This is a genomic window from Bradyrhizobium sp. 41S5, from assembly GCF_011516665.3.
GTDB lineage: Bacteria > Pseudomonadota > Alphaproteobacteria > Rhizobiales > Xanthobacteraceae > Bradyrhizobium > Bradyrhizobium quebecense.
Genome location: NZ_CP083721.1, coordinates 7,570,824 through 7,586,428 on the forward strand (window position 1 = coordinate 7,570,824; position 15,605 = coordinate 7,586,428).

8 protein-coding genes and 4 pseudogenes are annotated in these 15,605 nt (G+C 61.6%); 6 read left to right on the forward strand and 6 right to left on the reverse strand.

Annotated features, from left to right (window positions below):
- The first annotated feature begins 17 nt into the window (after positions 1 to 17).
- Complete coding sequence (locus HAP47_RS41895) at positions 18 to 206, forward strand: hypothetical protein (protein ID WP_371821837.1); 189 nt, start codon at positions 18 to 20, stop codon at positions 204 to 206.
- Position 207: 1 nt separating this feature from the next.
- A pseudogene (locus tag HAP47_RS36350) lies at positions 208 to 982 on the forward strand (IS66 family transposase); the annotation flags it as partial.
- Positions 983 to 1,070: 88 nt separating this feature from the next.
- On the opposite strand, the gene ltrA reads toward HAP47_RS36350, so the two are convergent.
- Complete coding sequence (ltrA, locus tag HAP47_RS36355) at positions 1,071 to 2,312, reverse strand: group II intron reverse transcriptase/maturase (RefSeq protein WP_231168617.1); 1,242 nt, start codon at positions 2,310 to 2,312, stop codon at positions 1,071 to 1,073.
- Positions 2,313 to 2,994: 682 nt separating this feature from the next.
- Here ltrA and HAP47_RS36360 point away from each other — a divergent pair.
- Positions 2,995 to 3,483 (forward strand): annotated as a pseudogene (locus HAP47_RS36360) (IS66 family transposase); the annotation flags it as partial.
- 802 nt (positions 3,484 to 4,285) lie between these two features.
- Here HAP47_RS36360 and HAP47_RS36365 read toward each other — a convergent pair.
- Positions 4,286 to 4,546, reverse strand: a complete 261-nt coding sequence (locus HAP47_RS36365; RefSeq protein ID WP_231168619.1) for a ParA family protein — start codon at positions 4,544 to 4,546, stop codon at positions 4,286 to 4,288.
- Positions 4,547 to 4,761: 215 nt separating this feature from the next.
- On the opposite strand from HAP47_RS36365, the gene HAP47_RS36370 reads away from it, so the two are divergent.
- Entirely contained in the window at positions 4,762 to 6,090 is a 1,329-nt protein-coding gene (locus HAP47_RS36370; protein WP_176396261.1) for an IS5 family transposase, read from the forward strand.
- Between the two features lie 358 nt (positions 6,091 to 6,448).
- Here the strand turns inward: HAP47_RS36370 and HAP47_RS36375 are convergent.
- Positions 6,449 to 6,568 (reverse strand): annotated as a pseudogene (locus HAP47_RS36375) (ATP-binding protein); the annotation flags it as partial.
- Between the two features lie 384 nt (positions 6,569 to 6,952).
- Here HAP47_RS36375 and HAP47_RS36380 point away from each other — a divergent pair.
- Positions 6,953 to 7,105 carry a hypothetical protein gene (locus tag HAP47_RS36380; RefSeq protein WP_224497196.1) on the forward strand — a complete coding sequence of 51 codons (153 nt, stop codon included), beginning with the start codon at positions 6,953 to 6,955 and terminating at the stop codon, positions 7,103 to 7,105.
- Positions 7,080 to 9,182, forward strand: coding sequence for a recombinase family protein (locus tag HAP47_RS36385; protein WP_173643870.1), 2,103 nt, complete (start codon positions 7,080 to 7,082; stop codon positions 9,180 to 9,182). Before HAP47_RS36380 ends, HAP47_RS36385 begins: the two co-directional genes overlap by 26 nt.
- A gap of 6 nt (positions 9,183 to 9,188) precedes the next feature.
- On the opposite strand, the pseudogene istB reads toward HAP47_RS36385, so the two are convergent.
- The 3 genes and pseudogenes from istB to HAP47_RS36400 form a co-directional block, all read right to left on the reverse strand.
- Positions 9,189 to 9,826 (reverse strand): annotated as a pseudogene (istB, locus tag HAP47_RS36390) (IS21-like element helper ATPase IstB); the annotation flags it as partial.
- An 11-nt stretch (positions 9,827 to 9,837) separates the two neighbouring features.
- Entirely contained in the window at positions 9,838 to 11,364 is a 1,527-nt protein-coding gene (istA, locus tag HAP47_RS36395) for an IS21 family transposase (protein WP_173643966.1), read from the reverse strand.
- 2,405 nt (positions 11,365 to 13,769) lie between these two features.
- A complete protein-coding gene (locus tag HAP47_RS36400) occupies positions 13,770 to 15,512 on the reverse strand; it encodes an ABC transporter ATP-binding protein (RefSeq protein ID WP_173643869.1) in 1,743 nt (580 codons plus the stop codon).
- Positions 15,513 to 15,605: the final 93 nt, after the last annotated feature.

The window sequence follows — 15,605 nt, forward strand, 5'->3', positions numbered from 1 at the left end:
TCTTCCGCTGGCCGACGATCGAGGACGGCGTGATGCGCCTGTCGGCGGCGCAATTGTCGGCGCTGCTGGAGGGGCTCGGCTGGCGGCTTGTGCATGAGGCGCGAGAGACGCCGGCGCCAACGCAAGCCGGATATTGTTGGCAGCGCTGCGGCGGAGTGAATCAGGAGCGTCGAACGCGTCGTCAGACGGCGGCGAATATGCTCTGAATTGGGTGTGAGCGACGCCCTGCCTGACGATCCCGAGACGCTGAAAGCGATTCTGCTTGCCGAGCGATGCGAGAGCGAACGGCTGCGTCAGATCATCAAGGAATTGCAGCGACATCGGTTTGGCCGGCGGGCAGAGACGCTGCCTGAAGATCAGATGCTGCTGGGCCTGGAAGACGTCGAGCAGGTCGCCGCATACAACGAGACGGCACAGGACGTGAGCGCGCCTGAAGGCCGTGAGGCGCGGGCTCGCAAGCGCCGCGGCAACCGCGGTGCCTTGCCGAGGCGCCTGCCGCGGATCGAGGTCGTCCTCCACATCGAGGACAAGACCTGTCCCTGCTGCCAGAGCGAGTTGCACCGGATCGGCGAGGATAGAAGCGAGCGGCTGGACCTAGTCCCGGCGCAGTTCCGGATCCTCGTGACCCGGCGTCCCAAATACGCCTGCCGGGCTTGCGAGGACGGGGTCACCTGCGTCCGCTGCATGACCGTCTGCTCGGCAAGCTCAGGCAACGGCCAAAGCTGTTCGCCGACGAGACGACGATGCCGGTGCTCGATACCGGCCGCGGGCGCACCAAGACCGGTCAGCTCTGGGCCTATGCAGCGGACGACCGGCCGTGGGGCGGTGCCGATCCGCCGGGCGTTGCCATGGCTGTGCCCCCGATCGCAAAGCCGATCGGCTAATCGCCTATCTCGCAGGCTTCGAAGGGATCCTGCAGGTCGATGGCTATGCCGGCTATGGCAAGCTCGCCGAGCGTGGCGATGTCCAACTTGCATTCTGCCGAGTAGGCGGGGGTGTTGCCATCCCCGCCCCTCACAGACCCGGACGAGCGGATTACCCGCATCCGGTTCTTCACGCGCAAGCTTCGCTCACGAGACGGCATATTGGTGGACGATCTTGGCTGTTGGCAGTGGGTATCGCGCGAGCATGGCCCGGAAGCGCGTCCACGGCAGATTGCTGTGGCGGCCACGCCGTGCGAGCCACTTCCTCCATATCCGCGTGACTTGGTGGTGGTACCATCTGATGCGTCGGCCGTTTCCGGAGATGCCGTAGTAGGCGCAGTGCCCCCGGATTACCCGTGACAGATGGGCGTGCTGCTCCCTGAACGAACAGTGCAGGTTTTGCCGACACCATTCCATCACAGAAGCCAGCGCGCGTGCGTAACGGTCTTTTGCCGTTATCTGACGGACGACATTCTTGCCTTGCCTCGACAGACCCCACACGTGGGTGAAGCCAAGGAAGTTGAACGTGGTCCCCGCCGTCGCAGGATGACGCCCGCCTGGGCGTTTGAACCGGAAGTCTACGAAGCGAGTCTTGGTCGGATGGAGTTGAAGCCCATACCGATCAAGCCGCTTGGCCAACACGTTCAGCAATCGCTTGCCGGACAGGTGGTCCTCAAAGGCAGCCACCGCATCATCAGCGTATCGAACCAGTTTGCACCGCCCCTTGAGCCGCGGTCGCGCCACCTGCTCGAACCATTCGTCCAGCACATAATGCAGGTAGATGTTTGCAAGCAGTGGCGAGATCACGCCGCCTTGGGGCGTTCCAACAGTCGTGCGGCGCAGGATGCCCTTTTCGAGCACCCCCGCCTTCAGCCATTTATCAATCATCCTCCGGACGGCACCGTCCGTGACTCGCTGGTCGAGGAATCGGCGCAAGTGTGCGTGGTCGATGGTGTCGAAGTATTTCGAGATATCGACGTCCACCACCCAGCGCAGCCCTTGTTCCATGAACCCGGTACGTAGAGCTTGCAGGGCGTCATGGGCCGATCGTCCCGATCGGAACCCGTACGAGCACGGCAAGAAGTCCGTCTCGTAGATCGGCTCCAGCAGCAGGAGAATCGCCCGCTGCACCACCTTGTCTTCCAGTGTCGGGATGCCCAGCGGCCGTCCCGTGCCATCCGCCTTGGGGATGTAGTGCCGTCGCACCGGCGGCGCGATGTAACGGCCGGATTTGATGCGCGCCAGGAGATCATCAAGATTGACCTCCAAGTTCGCCTCATAGTCCGTCGCCATCATGCCGTCGACGCCGGGCGCGCCATCCTTGCGCGTCAGACGATAAGCCTCGAGCATCCATTCACGGTCGATCAGGTGATGCAGCGCGGTCAGCACCCGCTCGGGATGTTGCCTCGCCAGATCGGCTATCCATTGTCGTTTCGTGGACAGGTTTGCGGGACTCAGGGTTCCCTCCCGTGTTTCTCGTCAATGGGTCTTAACGCGTGACGGCTCCCTTCCCTCCAGCGGGTCCCGGTGAGCCCAGTTCCCCGCCTTCCTCGGTACTACGAAGCCGCTACGACTTCCCGCCGCGCATGTCCGTCAGCTTATGTCTTCGCCTCGGGATTCCACATGCCTTGGTGTTTCGTGTTCGCGTCTGCGCTCCCGATGTTCGCCAAGTCGGTCATCGGGCCCGGAGCATTGTTCAGGCCGGTGCTCCTGTCCGGCCGATTCATGTGGACACAAACGGGACATCTCAGGTTTCCTGGTGGCCCATCCCGTACCTTTGCCCTGCTCTGAGACCCCGGCCGAACCGGTAAGCCTGACCATAGCGGCTTTCCCAGTGCTGCCCCCGGATCCAAAACGGCGAAGGCTTCAGCACGACCATGATTTCGAGGCTGCCACAGGGCTTCAGTACCCGCTGTCTACGCTTCACGAATGACGTTGCCGTCACCCATGCAAGACTCGCTTCCGGCTGGCGGGCTCCGCCTTTGCCGCGAGGGCGTCGAACCCTCTGGGTCACGTTGAAAGGTTTCAGGTCACATTCTTCCTCCTTTCCAGGACTTATCCTGACGCAAGCTGGGCGCACATGCGACGTAACTTCTATCGGCGAGTTCTACGCATCGAAAGGGACATCCGTGGTCGCGGCGCCGAGGAGCGCCGTCTCGTTCGGCAGCAGACAATCCGGGCGCTGGCGGCAGCCTTCGAGCGATGGCTCCGTGCAAAGCTCGCGTTGATCAGCCAAAAGGGCAAGTTGGCCGACGCCATTCGCTATGCGCTCTCACGCTGGGAGGGCCTGACGCGCTTCATCGACGACGGTCATATCGAGCTCGACAACAACACTGTCGAACGATCGATCCGTCCGATCACGCTGAACCGGAACAATGTGCTGTTTGCAGGCTCTGACGGCGGTGCCGAGCACTGGGCCATCATCGCATCACTGGTCGAAACCTGTAAGCTGAACGACGTCGATCCACTCGCTTACCTGCCCGGCGCCCTCACCAGGATCGTCAACGGCCATCCAAACAGCGACATCGATCAGCTGCTTCCGTGGGCCTATTGCCGTCAAGACCTCAACGCTGTGGCCCGAGAACGACGCTTACAAATCTGCCGCGGTCGCCTCAACTACCGTTTTGGTGGGCCCCCAAGGAGCAGTGCCTTGTAGTGATAGGGCTGGCCTGTTTGCTGTGACCGCGGAGACCAACTGCCGCGCCTTGGCCGCTTCCCTTATTACGAGAGCTGGAACGTAGCGGCTTCAATCGGCGAGATCGAGTATCGAGAGCGAGATGTCGCCTAGCTGCTAGCCAATCTTCTCGCTCTCTCTCGTTGGAGTCGAAGGCTGGATTGATGACGGATTGGGAGACGATCCATTTTTCCATTATGACCGTGATCCCAAGCTCTTTTTCCGTCTCCACCCTTGCTGCGTTGAGTGCTGCGACTGCTTGCGTTTGATCGACAACAAGCTCTCCGGTCCGGTTCTGATAGCGAACCCTTATTGCCAGCGACGATGCTGCCGACCTCGGTTGTGAAACTATGCTTTTTTTTGCGCCCCGCGACGCTTCAATCTCCATACCGGCACGCGTTCCGCAACGGCTTCGGCATAGCGGTCTCGTGCAACAATCTGGCCTGGGAATGCGTACTTTCCCGCTTCGCGCAAGAGCTGCTCTAAGTGCGTCCGTTGACGAGGCGACTTGGTATTGAAATTCGAATGTAGCAAGCCGAGATTCTCGTGTCCTGGCGACCGCACCGTCGTTGGACACCGATCACGGTCTGCATCAGGCCTTTAATCTTCCAGGTAAATTGGCGCCAGCGCATGCGAGGCGGCGACCAGGCAAGCGGCGCTGCGAAGCCAAGCGATGGCGGGGTATCGATCATTCAGATATCGAACCGCTCGGCGGCATCGGCGAGATTGCTGTCAGGGTCATGACGGCAGCAGCGTTGCCGCGATCGATATCCGTAAAGTCACTGTCGGCCGGCGCCAGCGTGATACCGTTGTTTTCACCAGCGACTCGGGTCGCCGGCTTGAAGAGATCGGCCGGCGAGATCGCCCCTGTATTCTGCTTGATCGTGTCGGTCGCGCTGCCCTGCGCGTCAACATCGATCATCAGACCCCGGTGGCCAGCTTCCGCCATGAACCAAGCCAGATGCACAGCAAGCGTCGTCTTGCCGACACCCTTTTTAGTCGTCCGTGAAGAGCGGCTAAGCGATTGAGCTGGAATCGCATTTGTCGTTTTGGATTGTTAGGATTGCAGGGTTTTGATGCTTCGGACATCGGAACCTTGCAGTTTCATTTTCGGGATTCCGTCGAATCGCCAGTCATGATTCCGTCGTTGCATCGGAGGTGGCGATGCGACCGAAGAAGCACAAGACGACGGGATCGGGCGATCTGTTCCGGGCCAGGCTGGACCAGATCATCAATATGAAGCACGAGCTGGTTCAGCTCGCCGGCAAGGTTGATTGGGACTGGATCGACGGCGAGATCGCGCCGCTCTATAGCGAGAACGGCCGGCCGGGTATCGCGACCCGCTTCATGATCGGGCTGCTGCTCAAGCACATTTACGGCCTGTCCGACGAGGGGGAGCGTTGGGTCCACGACCCGTATTTCCAGTACTTCACCGGCGAAGAGTTCTTTCAGCACGCGTTCCCGCACGAGCGCTCGGACCTGAGCCACTGGCGCAAGCGGCTCGGCGACAAGCTGGAGCTGTTGCTGGCCGAGAGCTTGCGGGTGGCGCACGAGGCCGGCGCGTTACGCAGCCAAGACCTCAAGCGGGTCACGGTCGATACCACCGTGCAGCCGAAGGCGATCACCTTCCCGACCGACGCCAAGCTGCTGCACGCGGCGATCAAGGGGCTCAACCGCCTGGCGAGGAAGCACGGGGTCAAGCTGCGGCAGTCCTATCTTCGCATTGCCAAGACCGCGGCAATGATGGCGGGACGCTACGCCCATGCCAAGCAATTCAAGCGGCATCATCGGCAGCTGCGCAGCCGGCTGGGCCGGATCATCCGCGATATCCGCTGCAAGATCGAAGGTCAGGCTGTGCTCGAGAACGCGTTCGCCCTCTCGCTCAGCCGGGCCACGCAGATTCGCGCGCAGCAGCAGCGCCAGCGCGGCTGGAAGCTCTATTCCTTCCACGCCCCGGAGGTGGAATGCATCGGCAAGGGCAAAGCAGCCGCGCCTTACGAGTTCGGTGTCAAAGCCTCTATCGTCACCAACAACCGGCGGGCTCCCGGTGGCCTGTTCGTGCTGCACGCCAGGGCGCTACCCGATAACCCGTACGACGGTCACACCTTGCGGGACGTCATCGACCGCACCGAGACACTCACCGGCTGCGCGATCGAGCGGGCCTATGTCGACAAGGGATATCGCGGCCACGACGCACAAAATCCCCGTCGCGTCTTCATCTCTGGCCAGAAGCGCGGCGTCTTCGGTGTCATCAAGCGCGAGCTGCGCCGCCGCTCCGCCATCGAACCCATCATCGGACACCTGAAAGTCGATGGTTACCTCGGCCGCTGCTACCTCAAAGGCCGTGCCGGCGATGCGGCCAACGTCATCCTCTCCGCCGTCGGCTATAACTTCCGCCGTATCCTCGCCTGGCTCAGGAAGCTCTTGCGCTTCATCCTGACCGTCCTTTGGCGCGCCTTCGCAACCCCAGTCGCCCTCAATCCCGCTTGTTAACGGACGACTTTTTATTGTTGATGACGATCGTGTTCATTGATGACTATTCCTTCCGATCGTGGCTCCTGCTGGCACGATCTCGATGAAACCGGCCTCTTCTGCGGATTCCGATGATCTCGCCCGGGTGTACCGATTTGATCTCGCCCAGGATTCCGAGATGATCTCGCCCACCATTCCGATTTGATGTCGCCCGGGGCGCGAGGCGTTCTGGCTGTCTGGTTTCTGGCATCGGCGAAGCCGCGTGGTCAATCTTGAATCGCGGCTCGAAGGACTTGTTTTTTGCTGCTCCTGCTGTGGGCATGTGGGCAACGCCCTTCGCGTCGTCCAAGCGCAGCGGCATGTCCACAGGGCCACGGGCTCAGGCCTTTCGGCCAGGCTTACGGGTTCGCCGCGGGCTCTCGCCGTTGAGATCGATCCGGTGGGCGTTATGGACCAGGCGGTCGAGAACGGCGTCGGCATAGGTGGGGTCGCCGAACACGGCAGAGTACCCCTATTCTTGAACGGGTCGTGTCTCACGTCACGATCACTGACCCGCATCATTTCCTATTTGGGCACCGGCTTGAGGTGCTGAAGGAGCGGTCGGGACGCGGTCCCGCCTACGTTGTTGTCGCGCTGCCGGACGGACGGCGGCGGGGGGTTCGGATCGCGTCGACGGATCTTACCGAGACGTCGATCGCTTTCCGCCCGAACGCGGCCGACCTGCCGCGCATCAGTGTACGGACGCTGATCCCATTGATGCAACATTTGAGCGCGAGTCTGAGCCTTCTCGACGAGAAGGTGATTCGCGATGACCCACCGACCGCTCCCAGGTCGCGTTGCGTATCGACCCCTGCCAACGTTGGCAAATCCATCCGGCCGTCCGATGGCCGACATTCCGCGCCTCTGGCCGAATCTGTCGACCGCGACGCAAACCCAGATTGCTCAAACGATCGCCGCGCTGATGCGGCGAATGCAAGCGATCCCCGGCACGCCCGGAAGGGGACTGGGTCGTGCTGATCAGCTCGACCGTCGCTGACGAGCGGCTCACGACGGCTCACCGAGCCAAGTTGGCCTATGTCTACGTGCGGCAGTCATCCGTGAACCAGGTGCGCCAGCATCAGGAGAGCACCGAGCTGCAGTACCGCCTTGTCGATCGCGCCATCGGTCTGGGCTGGCCGCCCGAGCGCGTCCAGGTGATTGACGAGGATCTGGGCAAATCCGGTGCTGGCGGCGTGGACCGTCATGGTTTCCAGAAGCTCATTGCCGAGATCGGCCTTGGCAACGCCGGTCTCGTGGTGAGTCTCGACGCTTCGCGCTTGGCCCGCAATAACCGGGACTGGCATCAGCTTCTCGAACTGTGCTCGGTATTTGGCGTGCTGATTGCGGATGGCGAGCGGCTTTACGATCCGCGCGCCTATCACGACCGCCTGCTGTTGGGCCTGTCCGGCATCATGAGCGAGGCGGAGCTGCATCAGCTTCGGATGCGCCTTCACCAAGGGGAACGGCAGAAGGCGGCGCGGGGCGAACTGCGGCTGCCGCTGCCGGCCGGGCTCGCCTACGATCGAGCGGGCACAATTGTTCTCAATCCGGATGAGGAGGTGCGCGCCCGTCTTCATCTCGTATTTGCTAAATTCCGGGAACTGCAAAGTGCGCGCCGTGTGATGCGCTACTTGGACAGGAATGGATTGTCCTTGCCGGTTCGGCCGCTGCTTGGACCTGCTCCACACGAGATCGTCTGGCGTGCGCCAGATAGCACACGCGTCCTTAATATCCTTCAGAATCCGGCCTATGCTGGGGCGTATGTTTATGGCCGCCGGCAAAAGGACCCGAGCCGATGCCGGCGGGGATCGCTGACGGGAACGGTCAAGGTAGCGATCGCGGATTGGGCGGTTTGCCTCCACGCCGCTCACCCAGGCTATATCAGCTGGGAGGAGTTCATGGCCAACCAGGGGCGATTGGCAGATAACGTCTGCCGCTATGAGGCAGGTCACTCTGGCGTACCGCGCAAGGGGGCAGCCCTGTTACAAGGAATTGCGGTCTGCGGTCGTTGTGGACGGCGCATGAGCATGCGCTACACGGGCCCGAATGCCGACTATCCGGTCTATTGCTGCCGCTCGGATCGGGACCAGCAAGGCAGTGCAATGTGCCAGGAAGTCCGGGCCTTGGCGGTTGACGCGCTGGTCGAGCGGATAGTCCTCGACGCCCTGGTGCCGGATCAGATTGAGATCGCACTCGCAGCCGCGGGCCAACTGGAGCAGGAGAGCCGTCAGCTCGAGCGCCAGTGGGCGCTTCGCGTGGAGCGCGCCCGCTACGAGGCCGAGCGCGCTCGGCGCCAGTATGACGCCGTAGAGCCCGAGAACCGTCTTGTGGCGCGCTCACTTGAGCGGGCTTGGGAAGAGAGGCTGCGTGTCGCAGAGGCGGTCGAGCAGGAGCATGCGCGTTGGCGCGGGCAAGAGCCGCTTCTGATTGGCCCGGCGGAATGCGCAGGGCTACAAGCGCTCGGCGAGAACCTGCCGCGGATTTGGAACGCGGCCACCACGTCGGCAGCCGATCGCAAGCGCATTCTGCGATTTGTGATCCGCGAAGTCGTTCTTGATCAGAAGCGGACCCGAGGTCAGGTGTGGCTCAAGATCGTCTGGCAGACCGGTGCAACCAGCGAGCATCACGTGCAACGGCGCGTTCAGACATACCGTGATTACATCGACATTGATCGGTTGCGGCAACGGATCGTCGAGTTGAATGCTGAACACAAAATGGATGCCGAGATCGCGGCAATACTCAATCAGGAAGGCTTCGTCGCGGCTCGAGGTTGCGCCTTCAAAGGCGAGAATGTCTGGCTGTTGCGTACCCGCTGGGGCATTCCCACCGTCAAAATCAACGGCGTGGACAAGAATCCGATGCGCTGGCCCGATGGAAGCTTCTCAATTCAGGGCGCAGCGGCTGAGCTTGGAGTGACCCCGCAGACGGTGTTCGATTATCTCGCGCGGGAATTGCTGGCAGGTCGTCAGTTAGCCAAAGGCCAGCCATGGCAGATCGAGCTCTCAGACGACCAAATCCGTCAGCTTCGCAATCGGGTACGACGCACCAAGCGTTCGAAGAAGGAGGCATCATGAAGTCATCGGCTCGCCGATCAGCGCGTGCCATTTATCGACGGGAAGCTGGCTGGTGACGATGGTGGAGCGGTGGCCGTAGCGGTCCTCGAGGATCTCCAGGAGGTCGTGGCGGGCCGCGGCGTCGAGCGGCTCGAGACCCCAGTCGTCGAGGATGAGGAGATCGACGCGGCCGAGCGCGCGCAGCAGGCGGGGGTGGCGGCCGTCACCGCGCGCCAAGGCCAGATCGCTGAACAGTCGCGGGACGCGCTGATAGAGCACGGAGCGATTGTCGCGGCAGGCTTTGTTGCCGAGCGCCGAGGCGAGCCAGCTCTTGCCGACGCCGGACGGGCCACAGATCAAAAGATTGGCGTGGTCGTGATCCATTGGCCTTCGACCAGCATCGTCAAGAGGCTGCGGTCGAGGCCGCGCGGGGTGCGATAGTCGATGTCCTCGATGCAGGCCTGCTGGCGCAGCTTGGCATATTGAAGCCGCTTCGACAGTCGCTTGTCGCGTCGCAGCGACGCTTCACGTTCGAGCAAGAGCGCAAGCCATTCGGCGTGACCGAGGCTGGCGGCCTCGCCGCCGGCTTCGATGTCGGCGAAGGCCTTGGCCATGCCGTGAAGGCCGAGTTGATGGAGCTGATCGAGGGTCGGATGGGTGAGCAAGGCGTGATCTCCTAATTGTAGTAGCGCGGCCCGCGGATGTTGGGATGGAGGATCGGTGCGTCGTCCGCGGAGCGCTTGGGTGAAGGACGCCGATCAAGATTGTTGGCGAGGATCGATTTGACCGAACCGTAAGTGCGCGCGCCGATATCGATCGCCCGCATGGCGGCGGCATCGAGCCGCTCTTGCCCGTAGGAGCGGGCCAGCCGGATGATGCCGAGGCAGGCGCGGAAGCCCTGCTCGGGGTGTGTGCGTTCATCCAGGATCAGATCACACAGCGCCGCGGTGGCCGGCCCGATCGTGGCGGCATCCTTGCGGATGCGCTCGATGGTCCAGCCGGCGTAGCGCCGATGACTGGAGGCCATGTGCTCCGGCACGGTCGTGTGCTTGTGGTTGCCGCTCACGCGTTGATGCGCGGCGATCCGCTCGCCCTTGTGGAAAGTCTCCACGGTGCGGGCGGTGAAGCGCACCTCGACCTCGGCGCGGACGAAGCGATGCGGGACGCTGTAGTAATGCGCCTCGACCTCGACGTGATAGTCGATGCTGACCCGGCAGATCCGCCACTCGGCGAACACGTAAGGGCTCTCCGGCAAGACCTTCAGTGCCGGCCGGTCGATCTTGCGGCGGGTGACGCCGAGCCGCCGGATCGGCCGCTCCTCGTTGAGCCGGGTCATTAACTCGGCGATCGCCGCGTTGACCTCGGCGAGGCTGTGGAAGATCCGGTGGCGCAGCCGTCCGAGCAGCCAGCGCTCGACCATGAGGACCGCCTGCTCGACCTTGGCCTTGTCCCGTGGCCGTCGTGGCCTGGCCGGCAGAATGGCGGTGCCGTGATGCGCCGCCATATCGGCGTAGCTGCGGTTGATCTGCGGATCGTAGAGGCAGGCCTTGATCACCGCGACCTTGGTGTTGTCCGGCACCAGCAGTGCCGGCACGCCGCCGATCGCCTCGAAGGCGCCGACGTGCCCGCTGATCCAGTCGGCGAGGCCCTGCGTCCAGGTCGCCTGCGCGTAGGTGACGCTCGATGCGCCGAGCACCGCGACGAAAATCTGCGCGGCGCGCCGCTCGCCGGTGAGCCGGTCGATCACCACCGGCACGCCGTCGCCCGCATAGTCGACGAACAGCTTCTCGCCGGCCGCGTGCGACTGGCGCATCGTCACCGACAGCCGGCCTTCCCAGGCCCGGTAGAGCTCGCAGAACCGCGAATAGCGATACCCGCTGGGTTCGCCCGCGATGTACTCCTCCCACACAATCGACAGCGTCACGTGCTTGCGCTTGAGCTCGCGATGCACCGCCGCCCAGTCCGGCTCGGCCTGCCGCCGATGGCCCCGCCGGGTGCCCGGACCTCCTCCGGCGCTGGCGAACAGCCGGGCCTCCAGCACCGTGTCGGTGACGTCGCCTGGCAACGGCCAGGTCAGCCCCGCCGCCTCGCACCGGCGGATCGTCAACCGCACCGTCGAAGGGGCCGTGCCGACCCGCCGCGCAATCTCGCGGGTCGGCATCCCGGCCGACTTCAATCTGATCACATCGCGCACACGGCGCATCGCAAACCTCTCCGTCGGCATCCAGGTCCCCCTTCGCAAAGCCGAAAGGCGGGACCGTATCGGAGCCAGAAGAGGCCTCGTCACCCCGGGCGACATCATCCCGGAATGGTGGGCGACATCAAATCGGAACGGTGGGCGAGATCATTCCGGAATGGTGGGCGACATCGAGCGGAATCAGCACTCTTCATCCCTGCTGTTGGTTGGAACCAACAGCCGCTACGGACCGGCGCTTTCTAGATAATCTTCAAAGCCCGGCACAAATCCCCTGCCAGAAGAGTCAGGTCGGCCCAGCCAAAGAAAAAAGACGCGCCGGATCGAAAACCAGTCCGCACGGGTCGACAGGCGGTTGACGTTGTCACCGAAGCGCAGCCGCCCTCCCCGGCGGGTTGGTTTGAACTTCCAACACGTTCCGGGCCTGCACCATATTGCGACATCAACTGCTGGAAGGACGCGACAGAACCCGAAGCCCCAGAGACAGGAAATCCCTGCTCCGCGCGAGTCAGAGGGTCCCAGCGCGAAGAACACTAAATGGCGTCAGCTCAGTTGGTTGGGCTTTCCATCTGTTGAGCGTAGTGAAGGGGTTGAGAGCCAGGAATTGACTCCCGCAGTTCTACAAAGTTCCAGTTTGAGACATGAACCTTGGCACGCTTTGTGCTGACCCATCCTTGTCGGGATTTTGCATCACCTTCGCGGGGCTGGGAGCCAACGCCGGTCGAATCATTTCAAGCGAGCGGCGTTGTATTGTCGAAGCTCCTCGGCGAGTGATCCTGAATCCACACGTGGGCGACACTCGCCGGACCAAGGTATCAACCGCCTTGCCGAGGAAACCCCGCCAAGATCGTCTTTGGCGGCCGACAGCAATGTGAGCGTCCACAGATCGCTAACAAATCCGGAGAGGCTAGCGGGCTTATTTGTTGGCTCGCATGGGGAGCCGTCACTGCCGTCGCTTCGCGCGAGCGAGCCTTTGCGACTTGGTGCGAGACGACAAGCACAATGGCTGAATCTCGAATCTTTAAGAAGCGCCTCCTTCAGCTCGGCGGTCGATTAAGTTGACGATGCCGTTACGCCGCTTGTGCGGCACCAGCAACCGGTCGGCTCTCTGCTGAGATGTTTCGTTGTCGTGCAACACTTTGAGACTGCAGACGCGAGCGATCGCCACGGCGCGAGATTCGCTGATGGTTCATGGATTTTGCTTTTAGCTCTGATGCCGGTAGCGGACTGGCTGCCGGCGGTTCAGAAACCGTAATCCTGAACGGCCAATGTGCTTTTGGGGTGCCCCTTCGACATGGGCGCACCGTCCCACCGAACGGGGCTGTTATACGCTAGCCCATTGATGGCCACTGATGCTATCTCGGGTTTCTGACACCCAAGTCTACGGTTGCATACAACCTAGACGTTTGCAACAGTCATTGCCTACTCAGGGCGCGACGAAACCGCGCGCTCTTCCTTGGGTTTTCGTGCACACGGCTGCGCTCGGCCGCTCGGCTTTATCAAACCCGAATTGCTCAAGCTCCTGCCGAAAGCGCGGACAACGAACCTGCAAGCCGTGCTGCCGTGGCCTACTGCACTTAGGATCGAAAGCCCGACGCGGATATAGACGCAAAAGACGGCGAACATGGTCAGTCCAAAGACGTGCCGCACTCCTAATTCGCTGCGTCCTCTCTGAAAAGAACGCAGCCTGTTCGTCTTAGCGATTGTTGCCGGAGATCTATCACAGGCGGACGTGATCAGACCCGCAGGTTTTCTGCGCTGCTTTTGCTCGCTTGGGGGCGACTTTGACTTCGTAAGAAATCTTTTGGCCTTCTGCCAAACCAGAGGGTCCAGCGCGCCCGCCAAGGCTCACCGCGCTTTCGGCAGCAATCGACGCCGATCGATCGCCAGCCTGTTTCGGTCCGGGTTCCTAAACCCGCGGTCAGCCTGCACCTAAAAATCCATCTCCTTTCGGGGGTGCGTTCGCTCGCCCGTTCGGGTTGTATCGTCGTCATGACAGAACACCCGGGCGTTTCAGAAAAACCAGACTTGGGAACGAGCCGCCGATGTCACGACCGCCGAAGCGCGATCGGTGCTGTCAATCGTACCCGTCGTCGGACAGGACCTCCAGGAAATGGTGACAGCGCTCGTCCCCAACCAAAGAGCCGAACGCTTCGAAAAATACCTTCTCCTGCTATCCGACGAGCTCAACAGGCTGGCGGTTGCTTCATAGTCCCCTCCGATTCGCGAGCTTGCGGGAAGGCTTGAAGATAGCTGACGTTTTGAGCCGCAGGCGCTGACCGCAATTACGTCATCGTATGCACGATTGACACGTTTAATTGCGTGGGCCACTTCTTGCAATTGCGAAGGCATCTCGTCCAGCAATGCGCCTACAGTGCAGACAATCAATGCGCCGGGCTGATTATCCCCTTCGCCTAGGTCAAGGACAAACCGCAGTCGGTCAGCTCGACCACGACGTCGGTTGTAGAAATGACGCCTTTGTGATGAGTGATTGCCAGCACGGTCACATCTTCCGCCAGGCTGCGAATACGGTCCAAAATGTCGCGCTCGGTTCGTTCGTCAAGCGCGGAGCTGGCCTCGTCGAGAAGAAGGATCGCCGGCTCGCCATAGAGCGCGCGGGCAATAGCAACACGCTGGCGCTCCCCGCCTGAAAGCTTCAAACCGCGTTCTCCAACGGTTGTTTCAAATCCTTCCGGCAGAGCCTCGATAATGCGGAGAATTGCGGCTTTTTCCGACGCACCGCGAAGGCGCACCTCGTCGCGGGGCCGTCCTAGCAGAATGTTGTCGGCTACCGACTCATTGAGCAACATCACGTCCTGCGGCACAATAGCAACTGCGGCATACCAATCCGTGTGATCGATGGTCGCTATATCGGTTCCATCGACCAGAATACGGCCGCAGTCTGGCTCGATCGATTTCAGGACGAGCTTGAATATTGTCGACTTCCCCGATCCGGATTCGCCGACAAGGAAGGTAATGGCGCCGCGCCTAGCCAGAAACGAGACATTCGTAACGCCACGACCGTTGTCGTAGGCATACCGAATGCCCTCGAAGGATAGCTGGCCAGCGGAGGGCGTGAAATCATGAGCATGAGATGTTCGCCGCTCTTCTGGTGCGACCCACAGTCTGGCGAGAGGAATGAGGTCGGCTCGCGACCGCGCCGCGTCAGAGATCGCGCGCGCGACCATCTCGAAGGGCGTATTGAGTTGGAGTAGAAGCGTGTTGAATAGCACAATATCGCCGATCGTGACCGCACCGGCCCGGTATTCAGGCATTAGAAGGAGAAGTGTGACGGCAAATTGTAGCGCGATGGCTAAGCCGAGCACGGCTATGTAGGCCAATCGTTGAAACACGTAGGCTCGCCAGTTATCGCGCACCTCCCGCGCCTTCATCGTAAAGCGCTGACTCATCCAGGAATGACTGCCGAAATGGCGCAACGTGTCCATGGAGTTCATGACGTTGCCGACGAAACGCGCATTCTCCTGTCCGGCTTCGATGGCCCGGTCCAGAAACACGCGCGCCCGACGCGTGGAATTCCACCCCAATGTAATCGCGACAGCCCCATAAGCGAGGACGATTGCAGCGACTTGGATATTGACGAGCACACCGAGAGTCGCGAGCGTAAGCAGAAGTTGCGCTGCAGCCGGGATGAATATCATAATTCCAAGCTGGACCAACGTCGTCAACCCGCTGCACCCGCGCGCGGCCGCACTCTGTATCTCCACGGGATTGTGCTCAAGAAAAAAGGCCGAGGTTTTTCTCAGAATGCGATCGAAAAAGCGAGTTGCAGCGATGAAGCCCAGGTTCTCGGCTGTCATGAAGGAAAGATACTGCAGCATGCGCTGCAATGCGGAGGCTATGCCGAGCAGGACCGCATAGCCGGCGAATCCCCAGGCAAGCGCCGACATGCCTTCCCCCCGCGGGAGACGATCAATGAGACTCGAAAATACATAGGGGGCTGCGACGCTGCTCGCGCTGGAGATCAGCACCACTGTGGCAACGATGAGAAGCAAGCGCCGATCGGATCGCCAGTACGCATGCAGAATTTCGGAAACCGGCGACAATGCGCTGTCGTTGACCTGATCTGCGGTTGATCCAGGGAATGGGGCTTTGCTTACACTGAGAGAGCCGACATGGCCTTGCGATCTGGATTCCATACGATCTCACGTAAAGATGCGGCTCTGTGGAATTTGCTGCCGTTTACCGTTACTAGACTCCAACCCAGTTTTGTCCAGCACCGTCATCCAACC